General features: G+C 53.3%; 15 protein-coding genes and 1 pseudogene. 9 read left to right on the top strand and 7 right to left on the bottom strand.

Going from position 1 to position 15,140, the window contains the following annotated elements; all coding sequences use genetic code 11:
• Positions 1 to 7 precede the first annotated feature (7 nt).
• Positions 8 to 835, bottom strand: coding sequence for an ammonia-dependent NAD(+) synthetase (gene nadE / locus AC2T6E_RS04220; RefSeq protein ID WP_212473762.1), 828 nt, complete (start codon positions 833 to 835; stop codon positions 8 to 10).
• A 232-nt stretch (positions 836 to 1,067) separates the two neighbouring features.
• Here nadE and osmE point away from each other — a divergent pair, with 232 nt between their 5' ends.
• The 7 genes and pseudogenes from osmE (at position 1,068) to chbG (ending at position 6,919) form a co-directional block, all read left to right on the top strand.
• A complete protein-coding gene (osmE, locus tag AC2T6E_RS04215; protein WP_010430142.1) occupies positions 1,068 to 1,412 on the top strand; it encodes an osmotically-inducible lipoprotein OsmE in 345 nt (114 codons plus the stop codon).
• A gap of 241 nt (positions 1,413 to 1,653) precedes the next feature.
• Positions 1,654 to 2,010 (top strand): PTS sugar transporter subunit IIB, encoded by a 357-nt coding sequence (locus AC2T6E_RS04210; protein WP_260591518.1) that lies wholly within the window; start codon positions 1,654 to 1,656, stop codon positions 2,008 to 2,010.
• A gap of 80 nt (positions 2,011 to 2,090) precedes the next feature.
• Positions 2,091 to 3,449, top strand: a complete 1,359-nt coding sequence (gene chbC, locus AC2T6E_RS04205; RefSeq protein ID WP_454539281.1) for a PTS N,N'-diacetylchitobiose transporter subunit IIC — start codon at positions 2,091 to 2,093, stop codon at positions 3,447 to 3,449.
• A gap of 47 nt (positions 3,450 to 3,496) precedes the next feature.
• A complete protein-coding gene (gene chbA / locus AC2T6E_RS04200; protein ID WP_010430147.1) occupies positions 3,497 to 3,844 on the top strand; it encodes a PTS N,N'-diacetylchitobiose transporter subunit IIA in 348 nt (115 codons plus the stop codon).
• Positions 3,845 to 3,855: 11 nt separating this feature from the next.
• Positions 3,856 to 4,692 (top strand): annotated as a pseudogene (gene chbR / locus AC2T6E_RS04195) (transcriptional regulator ChbR); the annotation flags it as partial.
• 110 nt (positions 4,693 to 4,802) lie between these two features.
• On the top strand, positions 4,803 to 6,158 hold the full coding sequence (locus AC2T6E_RS04190; RefSeq protein ID WP_089599100.1) for a 6-phospho-beta-glucosidase: 1,356 nt from the start codon (positions 4,803 to 4,805) through the stop codon (positions 6,156 to 6,158).
• Positions 6,159 to 6,169: 11 nt separating this feature from the next.
• Entirely contained in the window at positions 6,170 to 6,919 is a 750-nt protein-coding gene (chbG, locus tag AC2T6E_RS04185; protein WP_108416803.1) for a chitin disaccharide deacetylase, read from the top strand.
• 130 nt (positions 6,920 to 7,049) lie between these two features.
• On the opposite strand, the gene katE is transcribed toward chbG, so the two are convergent.
• Positions 7,050 to 9,299: a catalase HPII gene (gene katE / locus AC2T6E_RS04180; RefSeq protein WP_108416804.1), complete on the bottom strand. Its 2,250-nt coding sequence runs from the start codon at positions 9,297 to 9,299 to the stop codon at positions 7,050 to 7,052.
• Positions 9,300 to 9,466: 167 nt separating this feature from the next.
• Between katE and cedA the strand changes: the two genes are divergently transcribed.
• A complete protein-coding gene (cedA, locus tag AC2T6E_RS04175) occupies positions 9,467 to 9,742 on the top strand; it encodes a cell division activator CedA (protein ID WP_256350567.1) in 276 nt (91 codons plus the stop codon).
• A 48-nt stretch (positions 9,743 to 9,790) separates the two neighbouring features.
• Here the strand turns inward: cedA and AC2T6E_RS04170 are convergent, their stop codons facing one another.
• The 4 genes from AC2T6E_RS04170 to hxpB form a co-directional block, all read right to left on the bottom strand.
• Positions 9,791 to 11,182, bottom strand: coding sequence for an L-cystine transporter (locus tag AC2T6E_RS04170; RefSeq protein ID WP_486690657.1), 1,392 nt, complete (start codon positions 11,180 to 11,182; stop codon positions 9,791 to 9,793).
• A 127-nt stretch (positions 11,183 to 11,309) separates the two neighbouring features.
• A complete protein-coding gene (locus tag AC2T6E_RS04165; protein WP_108416805.1) occupies positions 11,310 to 11,900 on the bottom strand; it encodes a metal-dependent hydrolase in 591 nt (196 codons plus the stop codon).
• 94 nt (positions 11,901 to 11,994) lie between these two features.
• Positions 11,995 to 12,756, bottom strand: coding sequence for a 2-dehydro-3-deoxy-D-gluconate 5-dehydrogenase KduD (kduD, locus tag AC2T6E_RS04160; protein WP_042714490.1), 762 nt, complete (start codon positions 12,754 to 12,756; stop codon positions 11,995 to 11,997).
• Between the two features lie 128 nt (positions 12,757 to 12,884).
• Positions 12,885 to 13,556 carry a hexitol phosphatase HxpB gene (hxpB, locus tag AC2T6E_RS04155; protein ID WP_108416806.1) on the bottom strand — a complete coding sequence of 224 codons (672 nt, stop codon included), beginning with the start codon at positions 13,554 to 13,556 and terminating at the stop codon, positions 12,885 to 12,887.
• Positions 13,557 to 13,704: 148 nt separating this feature from the next.
• Here hxpB and AC2T6E_RS04150 point away from each other — a divergent pair, with 148 nt between their 5' ends.
• Positions 13,705 to 14,241: a YniB family protein gene (locus AC2T6E_RS04150; protein WP_010426111.1), complete on the top strand. Its 537-nt coding sequence runs from the start codon at positions 13,705 to 13,707 to the stop codon at positions 14,239 to 14,241.
• A 29-nt stretch (positions 14,242 to 14,270) separates the two neighbouring features.
• Here AC2T6E_RS04150 and AC2T6E_RS04145 read toward each other — a convergent pair whose 3' ends face one another.
• The gene (locus tag AC2T6E_RS04145) at positions 14,271 to 15,131 is read right to left on the bottom strand and encodes a fructosamine kinase family protein (protein ID WP_010430160.1); all 861 of its coding nucleotides are present in this window, start codon (positions 15,129 to 15,131) and stop codon (positions 14,271 to 14,273) included.
• Between the last annotated feature and the right edge of the window lie 9 nt (positions 15,132 to 15,140).

Below are 15,140 nucleotides of genomic sequence, written 5' to 3'. Positions count from 1 at the left end.
TTTTGCTTTATTTTTTCCAGAAATCGTCGAACACCGTAATCGGCGTGTGACGCTTGTGCTCGGTTTTGAGATACCAGCCCTCGATAATCTTCGCGGTACCTTCATCCAGCTGTTTGCCTTCCAGATAATCGTCAATATTGTCATAGGTCACGCCCAGGGCTGCTTCATCCGGCAGGGAAGGGCGATCGTCTTCCAGATCGGCAGTTGGTGCCTTCTTGTATAAATGCTCAGGGCAGCCAAGTGCGGCGAGAAGCTGTTTACCCTGACGCTTGTTCAGGCGGAAGATCGGATTAATGTCGGTGCCGCCGTCGCCGTATTTGGTAAAGAAACCGGTGACCGCTTCCGCTGCGTGATCGGTGCCGACAACAACACCTTTGGTCATGCCCGCAATGCTGTACTGCGCTTTCATACGCTCACGCGCTTTTTCGTTGCCGCGGACAAAATCGCTCAGCTCAATACCGGCTTCGCGCAGCGCCTGTTCGCTCGCCAGCACGGAACCTTTAATGTTCACGGTCAGAACACGATCGGCCTGAATGAAGGTAATCGCGTCCTGGCAATCTTGTTCGTCGGCCTGCACACCATAAGGAAGGCGCACGGCGATAAACTGCAGCGCATTATCACCCGTTTCTTCACGCAGCTCTGAAATGGCCATCTGGCACAGTTTGCCGGTCAGTGTGGAGTCCTGGCCGCCGCTGATGCCCAGCACCAGAGACTTCAGGAAAGCGTTTGTTTTTAAGTAGGACTTCAAAAAATCAACGCTTCGGCGGATCTCTTCATTTGCATCTACCGCAGGTTTCGCGCCCAGCGCCTGGATAATCTCTTGTTGCAGAGCCATTACGCCCTCCCTATGCAGAACGAGACAGAAAAATGTTATCTGTTAAAACTAACCCTTTGGGCGTAAAACGACAAGGATCACAGTTTCGAGTGCGCTAAATTGCGGCGCTTTAGCAGCTTATCGTTGTTTTATTAGAATTTTCCGAAATTCGTGTGGCGTAACTCGCAAAGTTGAACAATAGTATTTTTTATCCCATGCTTAGATAACACGCTGATAAACAAGAGGACGGAATATGAACAAGAACGTAGCAGGAATTTTAAGCGCAGCGGCGGTACTGACTATGCTGGCAGGGTGTACGGCTTACGATCGCACCAAAGATCAGTTTACCCAGCCAGTTGTAAAAGACGTCAAAAAAGGGATGACACGTTCGCAGGTTGCTGCAATTGCAGGTAAACCTTCTTCTGAAGTCACCATGATTCATGCTAAGGGAACCTGTCAGACCTACATACTGGGTCAACGTGATGGTAAGGCAGAGACCTACTTTGTCGCGCTGGATGATACCGGTCATGTGATTAACTCCGGCTATCAGACCTGTGCAGAATACGACACCGATCCACAGGCCCCTAAGGCGCAGTAACCGCGCTTGCCTGAGGATGTTAACTAACCGGCCTGGTGGCCGGTTTTTTTATGCATACGTTAATCTTATTTCTTTGCGCGAATTATTTGCCCGAAATGTGAAGAGAGTCAACAAGCCAGGTCAATGAGAGACAATTTGACCCTATCCAGAATTATCCCCTCCTTGTACCATTGCGTATACTCGTTTCAACGACAAACAACAGTAAGTAACCTACCCGTCAGCCGGGATAGCAAGTCGAGTGATAGCGCGACGGCGGGGGGCACACAAGAGGGAAGTTATTATGGAAAAGAAACATATCTATCTGTTCTGTTCTGCGGGCATGTCAACCTCACTTCTGGTTTCCAAGATGCGTGCGCAGGCCGAAAAGTATGAAGTTCCTGTGGTGATCGAGGCGTTTCCAGAGACGCTGGCGGGTGAAAAGGGCCAGACAGCAGATGTTATTTTACTGGGGCCGCAAATCGCTTATATGTTGCCAGAAATTCAGCGTTTGCTGCCTCATAAACCGGTCGAAGTCATCGACTCGGGGCTGTACGGTAAGATTGATGGTTTAGGTGTATTAAAAGCTGCTGTTGCAGCCATTAAAAAAGCTGCTAATTAATTATTTATTTTTCCCGTCAAAGAGTTATTTCACACACAATACGCCGTAACATGCGTTACGGCATTTAAGGGTATTTTCCTATGAGTAAAGTCATCGCTTCACTTGAAAAGGTACTCCTTCCTTTTGCTGTTAAAATAGGAAAGCAGCCTCACGTTAATGCCATCAAAAACGGCTTTATTAAATTAATGCCGTTGACGCTGGCCGGGGCAATGTTCGTTTTAATTAACAACGTTTTTCTGAGCTTTGGTGAAGGTTCCTTCTTTTATTCATTAGGAATTCGGTTAGACGCTTCCACTATTGAATCCCTTAATGGTCTTAAAGCCATCGGCGGCAACGTATACAACGGTACGTTGGGTATTATGTCGCTGATGGCGCCTTTCTTTATCGGGATGGCGCTGGCGGAAGAGCGTAAAGTGGATCCTCTGGCCGCAGGTTTACTCTCTGTCGCAGCATTTATGACGGTTACCCCATACAGCGTCGGCGAGGCTTATGCTGTCGGTGCTAACTGGCTGGGTGGCGCAAATATTATTTCGGGTATTGTTATCGGTCTGGTTGTTGCGGAAATGTTCACGTTCATTATTCGCCGCAACTGGGTTATCCGTCTGCCGGATAGCGTACCGGCATCGGTATCTCGTTCATTTTCCGCGTTGATTCCAGGCTTCATTATTCTCTCCATTATGGGGATTATCGCCTGGGCGCTCTCTCACTGGGGCACAAACTTCCACCAGATCATTATGGACTCTATCTCTACGCCGCTGGCGTCAATGGGTGGAGTGGTGGGGTGGGCGTATGTCATCTTTACCTCCCTGCTGTGGTTCTTCGGCGTGCATGGTTCACTGGCACTGGCGGCGCTGGACAGCGGTATCATGACCCCGTGGGCACTGGAAAACGTTGCGCTTTATCAGCAGTACGGCTCCGTTGATGCGGCGCTGGCAGCCGGTAAAACCTTCCATGTGTGGGCGAAACCTATGCTTGACTCCTATATCTTCCTGGGCGGTACCGGGGCGACATTGGGTCTGATCATCGCGGTCTTTATTGTCTCTCGTCGTGCCGATCATCGTCAGGTTGCGAAGCTGGCGCTGCCGTCAGGCATCTTCCAGATTAACGAACCGATTCTGTTTGGTCTGCCAATCATCATGAACCCGGTGATGTTCATTCCATTCATCCTGGTGCAACCGCTGCTGGCGGCAATCACCCTGACCGCGTACTACCTGGGCATTATCCCGCCGGTGACCAACATTGCACCGTGGACCATGCCAGCCGGTCTGGGTGCGTTCTTTAACACCAACGGTAGCGTCGCGGCATTCCTGCTGGCGATATTCAACCTCGGGATTGCAACCCTGCTTTACATGCCATTCGTGGCAATAGCGAACAAAGCGGCAACCGTTATCGATGAAGAAGAGAGCGAAGAGGATATCGCCCTCGCACTGAAATTCTAAAATTGCACGGCGCGGGGCAACCCGCGCCAGCTAAAAGGAGCTTAACGATGTTAGATTTGGATAGTATTGTCGCAGACGAAACCGTAGAGAACGATCTGGAAGAAGTGGTGATGGGGCTTATCATCAACTCTGGACAGGCACGCAGCCTGGCGTATGCCGCGCTGAAGCAGGCCAAGCAGGGTGATTTCGCCGCAGCAAAAACCATGATGGACCAGTCCCGTCTTGCACTGAATGAAGCGCATCTGGTGCAGACGAAGCTCATCGAAGGCGACCAGGGCGAAGGGAAAATGAAGGTGAGCCTGGTGCTGGTACATGCCCAGGATCATCTTATGACCTCCATGCTGGCGCGCGAGCTGGTGGCAGAGTTAATCGAGCTTCACGAGAAGATGCAGTAAGTCAGGTCAGGCAGCAGGAGGTCAGCACGATGGAAATTAAAACCGCACTTGAGCAGCAGCTGTTTAATGGCAAGAATTTTCACGTGGTTATTTACAACAAGACGGAGAGCGCCAGTGGTCTGCACCAGCATGACTACTACGAGTTCACGATTGTTCTGACCGGCCGCTACTACCAGGAGATCAACGGTAAGCGCGTGTTACTGGAGCGCGGAGATTTTGTCTTCCTGCCGATGGGGTCCTATCATCAGAGCTTTTACGAGTTTGGTGCCACACGCATTCTGAATGTGGGCGTCAGCCGACGCTTCTTTGAGAAACATTATCTGCCGCTGGTACCGTTCTGCTTCGTGGCGTCACAGGTCTATCGCGTCAAAAACGAGTTCATGACCTGGATCGAAACGGTTATTGCCTCACTCAACTTCCGCGACAATGAATTCGACGAGTTTATTGAAACCGTGACGTTTTATGTGATGAACCGCCTTCGCCATCATCGCGAAGAACAGCAGGTCATTGATGATATCCCACAGTGGCTTCGCAGCACCGTTGAGCTCATGCACGACAAAGGGCAGTTCAGCGACAACGCGCTGGAAAATATGGTTTCGTTGTCGGGCAAGTCGCAGGAGTATTTAACCCGCGCGACGCAGCGTTATTATCGTAAAACGCCTGTGCAAATTATTAATGAAATCCGCATTAACTTTGCCAAGAAACAGCTGGAAATTACCAATTACTCTGTCACCGATATTGCTTATGAGTCAGGTTACAGTAGCCCCAGCCTGTTTATTAAAACGTTTAAGAAGTTTACTTCGTTCACACCAAACAGTTACCGCAAAAATCTGACGGTAATTAATTAATATCCGGCGATTTTATTCGCCACGAATATTGACGTAATTGCTTGCCCAAATAGCGGGAAGAGAACGCTATACCTTGCAGGCGGTTAACCTGATACGCTAAGGGAGATATTATGCAACAGAAATTAAAAGTCGTAACCATTGGTGGCGGCAGCAGCTATACCCCAGAATTACTGGAAGGTTTCCTGAAACGTTATCATGAATTACCGGTCAGCGAATTATGGCTGGTGGATGTAGAAGAAGGTCAGGAAAAGCTGAATATTATTTTCGACCTGTGTAAACGTATGGTTGAGAAAGCCGGTGTGCCATTGACCGTACATAAAACGCTGGATCGCCGTCTGGCGCTGAAAGATGCTGATTTCGTTACCACCCAGCTGCGCGTCGGCCAGCTGAAAGCACGCGAGCTGGATGAGCGTATTCCGCTGAGCCACGGCTATCTGGGACAGGAAACCAACGGTGCGGGTGGTCTGTTTAAAGGTCTGCGTACCATTCCGGTGATTTTCGACATCATCAAAGACGTGGAAGAGATTTGCCCGAATGCGTGGGTGATTAACTTCACCAACCCGGCGGGAATGGTGACGGAGGCAGTCTATCGCCACACCGGTTTCAAACGCTTTATCGGCGTCTGTAATATCCCGATTGGCATGAAGATGTTTATTCGCGACGTGCTGGCGCTGACCGACAACGACGAGCTTTCCATCGATCTGTTCGGCCTGAACCACATGGTGTTTATCAAAGACGTGATCGTTAACGGCACGTCGCGCTTTGCCGAACTGCTCGACGGTGTTGCTTCGGGTCGACTGACCGCCGCATCCGTGAAGAACATTTTCGATCTGCCATTCAGTGAAGGGCTGATCCGCTCCCTGAACCTGCTGCCGTGCTCGTACCTGCTCTACTATTTCAAGCAGAAAGAGATGCTGGCTATCGAAATGGGCGAGTACTATAAAGGCGGCGCGCGTGCCCAGGTGGTACAAAAAGTTGAGAAGCAGCTGTTTGATTTGTATAAAGATCCAAATCTTAATGTTAAACCGAAAGAGCTGGAGCAGCGCGGCGGGGCATACTATTCCGATGCGGCCTGCGAAGTGATTAACGCCATTTATAACGACAAGCAGGCTGAGCACTATGTCAACGTGCCGCATCATGGCCACATTGATAATATCCCGGCTGACTGGGCCGTTGAGATGACCTGCATTCTGGGTCGCGACGGCGCGAAACCGCACCCGCGCATTACCCACTTTGACGACAAAGTGATGGGCCTGATCCACACCATTAAAGGCTTTGAGGTGGCAGCAAGCAATGCGGCGTTGAGCGGTGAACTGAATGATGTGCTTCTGGCCCTGAACCTCAGTCCGCTGGTGCACTCCGACCGTGATGCGGAGCAGCTGGCGAGTGAGATGATCCTGGCGCATGAAAAATGGCTGCCAAACTTTGCTGCAACGGTTGAGAAACTGAAGTTCACCCACCGTTAAGAGGATGTACGATGGAAAACCTGCTGATCGTAAACGCCGATGATTTTGGCCTGTCGAAAGGGCAGAACTACGGCATCATTGAAGCCTGTCGTCGGGGTGTGGTGAGTTCAACCACGGCGTTGATTAACGGCGAGGCGGTTGAACATGCGGCTCAGCTAAGTCGGGACGTTCCCGAGCTGGGTGTGGGCATGCATTTTGTTCTGACGCTGGGTATGCCGCTTTCACCGATGCCGGGCCTGACGCGTGACGGACAGTTAGGGAAATGGATTTGGGAAATGGCAGAGCAGGACGCTCTGCCGCTCGAAGAGATTACCCGTGAACTGGATTGCCAGTTTAACCGCTTTGTTGATGTGTTTGGCAAGGAGCCGACGCACATCGATAGCCATCACCACGTGCACATGATCCCGGCGATTTTCCCGATTGTCGCGGAGTTTGCACAGCGTAAAGGCGTCGCGATCCGCGTGGATCGTGAGGTGCCCGGCGTGCCGGACTGCGCTGTGAAATCAACAGATGGATTCAGCAGTGCATTTTACGGAGACGAGATCGACGAAGCGCTGTTCCTGAAGGTGCTGGATGAGTCCGCCGCTCGCGGTGAAAAATCCGTAGAGGTGATGGCGCACCCGGCATTTGTCGATAATACCGTGCGGAAAAGTGCCTACTGCTGGCCGCGTCTGGTGGAACTGGATGTGCTGACGTCAGCGTCGCTGAAGTATGCGATTGCCGAGCGCGGGTATCGGTTGGGGACGTTTGGGGATTTGTGAGTAAAAAAAGCCGGGTGGCGAGGTAAAAGCAAAACGGTAACCTCGGTTACCGTTTTTTGTGTTTTCTCCCTCTCCCGTGGGAGAGGGGCGGGGTGAGGGCATCAGGCCGCACAATCGGGTACGGCTTTTTTTATGCCGGTATCTGGTCAATCTTACTGCTGCGCGACCAGACGCGGTGCGCGGCGAGTAAATCAAACAGCTTCGTCATAAAGGCATCGTCAACGTTATCGCCCTCGACAATGCCGTCCTCACCCTGATCGGCCACCTTCAGCTGCGCCTTAAACTGTCGCGCATCGCCTGCCAGGGCGATAGGTTTCAGATGCTTATAGGCTTCCAGCAGATAATACACGGCGTCACCGTTGGTCAGCAGGCTGTCAATATCTCCACACGGCACAATCACCGCATCAACGGTCAGCGAAGGCGCCCCGGCAAAGGTCGCCGCCACCGGCAGCACGGAGCCATCATCGGCGGTCACTTCGCCCATACGGGAATAAAGCAGTTTCGCATGCACGCCCTGGGTTTTCAGCGCCTGCATAATCCCCAGCACGTCGCTGGCGCGGGTTTTATCGTTCAGCAGGATGGCGACCACGCGGCCCTTAATCGATCCGCCCGGTACGGCGTACAGGCTTAGAGACGGATCCTTTTTCAGCCCGTTAACGTCTTTCGGTGGAGCTGCGTTACGTTGCTCATCGGTCAGGGTAATACCGAGGTTATCGGCGACGCTCTGCGCAAGCTGGATATCGATTCGCGCCAGCTGATCGACCACGCGCTCGCGGATGTAAGTGCGCACCACCTTGCTCAGCTCAAAGCTGAAGCCGCCGATGATATGCTGCTGCTCAATCGGGGTCTGGCTGTTCCAGAAGAGGCGAGGATGGGCGTAATACTCACCGAAGGATGGGCTGCGTTCACGAATTTTGGTTCCTTCGACGCGCTCCTGATACGACTCAAACCCGCCACGTTTCGGGCCCGGTGGTGTTTCACGCGGCCAGTTATCGTTGATCGAGTTCGGTTCGTAGTTCGCCGGGTTGGTGTCGATATCCTGGCGATGCATCCCGTCGCGCTGGAAATTGTGATACGGGCAGGTGGGGCGGTTAATGGGGATTTCGTGGAAGTTCGGTCCGCCGAGACGGCTAATCTGCGTGTCGGTGTAGGAGAACAGACGACCCTGTAACAGCGGGTCGTTGGTGAAATCCAGACCGGGGACAATATGGCCCGGGTGGAAGGCGGCCTGTTCATTCTCGGCAAAGAAATTATCCGGATTACGGTTGAGCACCATTTTCCCTACCAGCTGAACCGGCACCAGTTCCTCAGGAATGAGTTTAGTCGGATCAAGCAGGTCGAAATCAAATTTGAACTCGTCCTCTTCCGGAATCAACTGTAACCCCAGTTCGTATTCCGGGAAGTCTCCGGCTTCAATGGATTCCCACAGCTCGCGGCGGTGGAAATCGGGATCGCGGCCAGTCAGCTTCTGCGCTTCATCCCACACCAGCGACGCTTTACCCGCCACCGGTTTCCAGTGGAAGCGCACGAAAGTGGCTTTGCCTTCCGCGTTAATCAGGCGGAAGGTGTGGATGCCAAACCCTTCCATGGTGCGATAGCTGCGCGGAATGCCGCGGTCTGACATTGCCCACATCACGTTGTGCAATGTTTCTGGCTGTAGCGAGACGTAATCCCAGAAGGTGTCGTGCGCACTTTGTCCCTGCGGTATGGCCCAGTGTGGCTCCGGTTTTACCGCATGGACAAAGTCAGGAAATTTATGCGCATCCTGAATGAAAAACACCGGGGTATTGTTGCCGACCAGGTCGAAAATACCTTCTTCGGTATAAAATTTGGTGGCAAAGCCGCGGATATCGCGCACCGTGTCGGCCGAGCCTGCGCCACCCTGCACGGTAGAAAAGCGCACAAATACCGGGGTGATTTTATCCGGGTCGGAGAGGAAATCCGCTTTGGTAATGTCTTTCAGGCTTTTATAGGGCTGGAAGTATCCGTGCGCAGCCGAGCCGCGCGCGTGAACGATGCGTTCCGGTATGCGCTCGTGGTCAAAATGGGTAATCTTTTCCCGCAGGATGAAATCTTCCAGCAGGGTCGGCCCACGCGTGCCTGCGCGAAGGGAGTTCTGATCGTCAGCAATACGCACGCCCTGATTGGTCGTGAGCGCAAAACCTTCGCTACCTTTACGGTGTGGCTCAAGCGATTCCAGCTTCTCGTTCCCCGTATCCGGCGATTTCATGCTTCCCGGTGCGGTAGGCTGCTCGCCAGGCGCGGAAGGGCCCGGTGAGGGGCGGTGAGAGCCGTCAGCTGGAGCGAGAGAGTCCATACCCGGTTGCGATTCTTCAGTGCCATGAATCGGTGATTGATGTGTTTTATCTTTGTTCGACATTGCACGTTTCTCCTTTATCCATTGCTAAAAACCCTATTAAGGATAGAACAATGTCGTGAGATGGCTCGCCAACTAAGAGTTTTCACATGCCGTCATTAACGAAAGGAGCCATCTCACCCACTCTGAGCGCGACGGAAGGTAGTCAGATCGGCTATCATAGAATTTTCCTGCTTCAAGAATTTGCTTTAGTGAACCCGTCGCTTATGAAACCTCTTCGTCAACAAAACCGCCAGGTTATTAGCTATGTGCCCCGCGTTGAGCCCGCGCCGCCTGACCATGCCCTGAAAGTGGATGGTTTTCGCGACGTCTGGCAGTTACGGGGTAAATACGTGGCCTTTGTGCTGATCGGCGAACATTTCCGCCGCTCTCCCACGTTTACGGTGCCGGAGTCAGCGCAACGGTGGGCGATGCAGATCCGCCAGGATGAAGAGGTTGAAGAATAACAGCCATAAAAAAACCGCCATCAGGCGGTTTTTTTATTTCAACAGTGATTAACGGTGCGCCAGTTCGGCGTCGTCTTCACTTTCCAGAATCGCTTTGTCGGTCTGCTTCAGCCACTGACTGGTTAGCGTACCGGCGGTCATGGAGCCACTCACGTTCAGCGCGGTACGCCCCATGTCGATCAGCGGCTCAACGGAGATCAGCAGCGCAACCAGCGTCACAGGCAGACCCAGCGCAGGCAGCACAATCAGCGCGGCGAAGGTTGCACCACCACCAACACCCGCAACGCCTGCGGAGCTGATGGTCACAATGCCCACCAGGGTGGCAATCCACACCGGATCCAGCGGGTTGATACCCACAGTCGGCGCGACCATTACGGCCAGCATTGCCGGGTACAGGCCCGCACAGCCGTTCTGTCCAATGGTGGCACCAAAGGAAGCAGAGAAGCTGGCGATGGACTCAGGAACGCCCAGGCGACGCGTTTGCGCTTCCACGTTCAGCGGAATAGACGCGGCGCTGGAACGGCTGGTAAACGCGAAGGTCAGCACTGGCCACACTTTACGGAAGTATTTCAGCGGGCTGACGCCGTTCACGCCCAGCAGGATGCCGTGCACCACAAACATGATGCCCAGACCCAGGTAAGAGGCGACGACAAAGCTGCCCAGCTTGATGATGTCCTGCAGGTTTGATCCCGCAACCACTTTGGTCATCAGTGCCAGCACACCGTAAGGCGTCAGCTGCATGACCAGACGGACCAGCTTCATTACCCAGCTCTGCAGGGTATCGATAGCGGTCAGCACGCGTTCGCCTTTTGGCGCATCGTCTTTCAGCAGCTTCAACGCAGCCACACCCAGGAACGCGGCGAAGATCACCACGCTGATAATGGAGGTCGGGCTTGCACCGGTCAGGTCAGCAAACGGGTTTTTAGGAATAAAGGAGAGCACCATCTGCGGAACCGTCAGGTCGGCCACTTTGCCAACATAGTTGGTTTGAATCGCCGTCAGACGCGCGGTTTCAGCCGTACCCTGGACCAGGCCTTCAGCGGTCAGGCCAAACAGGTTGGTCACCAGCACGCCCACCAGCGCGGCAATCAGCGTGGTGAACAGCAGCGTACCGATAGTCAGGAAGCTGATTTTCCCCAGCTGAGTCGCATTATGCAGACGGGCAACGGCGCTCAGAATAGACGCGAACACCAGCGGCATCACAATCATCTGCAGCAGCTGCACGTAGCCGTTACCGACAATGTTGAACCATTGAATGGAATCTTTCAGTACCGGGTTATCGGAGCCGTAAACAGCGTGTAATGCCAGACCAAAGCCCACACCCATGACCAGACCGACCAGCACTTTTTTCGCCAGGCTCCACTGTTTGTGGCGCGCCTGCGCGAGAAGCAATAGCAATACAACGAACACAATAATGTTCGCGATGAGTGGAAAATTCATCCCCGTTCTCCTGATTTATTATACGGTCGGTTTTTACCGATCCTGATGGCGCAAGGTTAGCAGAAGTGTGATGCAGCGCTTATATCCAAATGGAATGGTTTATGACAAACGGGATTATTTTGTTTGTTTACTGTTCAATCTGGTGATGAATGAAACGATTGAACTGAAATTGCAGCGAATTGATCATCTGCGATGACCAGCGAACTGCACCATTTTCGGGCAACGTCTGCGGCATCCAGACGGCGTACGCGAAGAGTGCCATGCACAAAACGCGCTCCAGCTGATTGCCTTTTTGCGGGGCGAGAATGGGTAAACGGAAACGCCACCGGCAGGGCCACAGGAGGGGGACACCGGCAGGCGTCAGCATATCGGCAAGAATATGGCTTAAATAGCCGAGCACCATCCCCTGTATGGCATCTGCCGGCACTATCCAGCTTTCAGGCACTTTTAAATAGAACAGGGTAAGCAGGGCAAACACGGCCAGCAGGCTGTGGGTAAATCCCCGATGACCAAACGCTCTGGCAATGGGTTTGGCGATCCACTTCAACCGTTGTCCAAGAAACGACTTCGGGTGATCGATGTCCGGCAGGAGACAGGTTAATACGGCGGAAGGGACGATATGCCACCAGTCACCCTGTGCCAGCACAGGGGTCAGTTCAGCGTTTTTGGCAAACACTGCGCATGCAATTGAAAAAAGCAGGTGGCCTTCCGCCGTCATGATAAAACCCAACAAACTGTCAATTCATACAGTATAGGGTTTTTATACAGTGTACGGAAGAGGTGACGGTGTAACTCTTTGTCACAAAGCGGCGTCAGCGCGCCAGCCAGCCACCGTCTACGGCCAGGGTGTGACCGTTGACATAATCCGATGCAGCAGAGGCAAGGAAAACAACCGGACCTTGCAAATCCTCCGGCAATCCCCAGCGCCCGGCCGGGATACGCTCCAGGATCGCCTGGCTACGCTGTTCATCATCGCGCAACTGCTGTGTGTTATTGGTCGCCATATAACCCGGCGCAATGGCGTTCACGTTGATGCCATGCGTAGCCCATTCGTTGGCGAGCAGGCGCGTGATACCCAGAACACCGCTTTTAGACGCGGTGTAAGAAGGCACCCGGATCCCCCCCTGGAATGAAAGCATCGAGGCAATATTGATGATTTTCCCACCCTGACCCTGCTGGATAAACTGTTTGGCCACCGCCTGAGAGAGGAAAAAAACCGATTTGAGATTCAGGTTAACAACGTCGTCCCAGTCTTTTTCACTGAATGCCAGGGCATCCTCCCGCCGTATGGTCCCGGCGTTATTCACCAGAATATCGACGCGTCCCATCTCGGCGACAGCGCTATCCACTACGCGCTGAATGCTCTCTTGTTGACCGAGATCGGCCCGAATCGCCATAAATCGACGCCCGAGAGCGGTGATGCGCGCGGCCGTTTCGTCGGGAACTTTACGGTTCACGCCAACAATATCGCATCCGGCTTGTGCGAGCGCCACGGCCATGCCCTGTCCCAGCCCGGTATCGCATCCCGTGACGATGGCCACTTTTCCTGCAAGAGTGAAGGACTCCAGTATCATACGCGCCTCAGAAGTAAGGTTATTGTCATTCTGAAGGTAAGAATAGGAGGTGAAAGCGGGAAATGCAATTAAATGAAACGATGTTTTATTTTTATTTCAGGCAGCGAAGGGCTGCCTGAAAGAGAAGGTCACTCGCCGCGCAGATGGGCAACCGTAAGGTCTTCCAGCGAGGCCAGTTTCACATCCGCCAGGGCAAAGCGGGGATCGTGGCGGCCTTCTTCGGCAGGCACAACGATAGAGCGCATGCGTGCGGCTTTGGAGGCCACCATGCCGTTAACGGAATCTTCCAGCGCCACGCAGGTGAGCGGATCCAGACCCAGTTTTGCGGCGCAGTCCATATAGACCTGAGGGTGCGGCTTGCTGTAGGGCAGTTTCTCGGCTGAGGCCAGCGCGTCGAAGCTGTCGCGCAGTTCGAACAGGGACAGCACTTTTTCCAGCATATGCAGCGGCGAGGCGGAGGCCAGTCCGACCTTCAATCCTTGCGCCTTGCACAGGGCGATCGCATCACGCACGCCCGGAAGCAGGGGCTTCTGCTCTTCAACCAGCGTAATGGCGCGGTTAATAATACGCGCGGTGACTTCATCACGACCGGGGCCAACCCATGGCTGGTGGGCATACCAGAGGTCTACAACCATATCAATGCGAAGTCCCAGCGTATCGGGAAGTTCGTTCCGGCGGCTGATATCGACGCCGAGGCTCGCCATCACATCCAGTTCAGCCCGATCCCACAGCGGTTCGGAGTCAATCAGCAATCCGTCCATGTCAAAAATGGCGGCAAGTATTTGGCGCGGTGTCGACATCACAACGTCTCCTTATCTCAGGTGTTCGACAGACGATACGTGCTAAGCACAATCTGCAATTTAGCATAATGCTTTTAAAGAACGGGCGAAAATGATGGGCAGCAGGTAGACTTAGGCAAAAATAACGCGTCTTTTTGAAGGGGAACGAATGACGTATCAACAAGCTGGACGCATCGCTGTCTTAAAACGTATTGCCGGTTGGGCCATTTTTATTCCGGCTGTAATTTCCACGCTGATTTCCGTACTCAAATTTATGTACGATCACAGTGAAAAGCAGCCGGGTATCAATGCGGTAATGCTGGATTTCGCGCATGTGATGATTGAAATGATGCGTTTTAACACCCCGTTCTTAAACTTTTTCTGGTTTAACTCACCGACACCGAATTTTCATCAACAGGCGAATGTTGGCTTTTGGGTGATTTACGCGCTGATTTTTATCGCGATGGCATTGCAGGCATCAGGCGCGCGCATGAGTCGCCAGACGCGTTTTTTACGAGAAGGTGTGGAAGACCAGCTCATTCTTGAGCAGGCGAAAGGGCCGGACGGGATGAGCCGCGAGCAAATCGAATCCCGCATCGTTGTTCCGCGGCACACGATTTTCCTGCAGATTTTCCCGCTCTATGTATTACCGGTAGTCATCATCGTGGCCGGTTATTTCTTTTTCTCACTGCTCGGTTTTATCTAGAGCCACAGCGGGTGGTGCATGACCGCCCGCTACGCCGCCAGTACCCGCTCCAGTGCGCGCTGCGCATTTACCAGATGTTGACCACCAAACAGAATTGCCCGATTCAACAGGGTATAAAGTTGATACACCGGCTGGCGGTCGAGGAAGTCAGGCGGCAACGGCGAGACCGACTGGTATCCGTCATAAATCTGCGGCAGCTGTTCAGGATGCAGTGGCAGCATAGCGAGGTCGCACTCTCTGTCACCCCAGTAACAGGCAGGGTCGAAGATATAAGGGCCGTTCGGACCCAGCGCACAGTTATCTGACCACAAATCCCCGTGCAACAGCGAAGCCTGAGGCTGGTGCGCGGCAAGACGCTGCTGCACGTGTTCGACAATGGCATCAATGTTGCCAAATTCCAGCCCTTTCTCTGCCGCCAGTTCCAGCTGCCAGCCTATACGTTGCTCTGCAAAGAAGATCGACCAGCGGCGTTGCCAGGCGTTCGGCTGTGGTGTGGTGGAGAGATCGTTGTCGAAATCGAGTCCAAACTGCGGTTGGTCGCTCCACTGGTGCAATCGTGCTAGCTGCTGTCCAAGAATAAACGCGTTATGGGCATCCAGCGGGCGAGCGGGGAGATATTCCATGACCAGAAAACTGTAGTCGCGGTCACTGCCCACGGCCCAGACGTGCGGGACGGTGACCGTTTTGCTGCGCGACAGCAGATCCAACTGATCGGCTTCGGCAGTGAAGATGGGGAGAAGTTCACGTTCATCGCATTTAACGAAAAGGTCGCGCCCCGCGTAGCGTAAATGCCACGCGGCGTGGATCTCACCGCCAGGCAGTTCATTACGCAGTTCAATTTCACCTTCACCTAATTGCTCGCTTAAAAGATGACTGATAGCCTGCCACATGATATCTCT

Source organism: Enterobacter sp. B79-1 (assembly GCF_057444735.1).
This window is presented reverse-complemented; position numbering and strand designations above follow the sequence as displayed.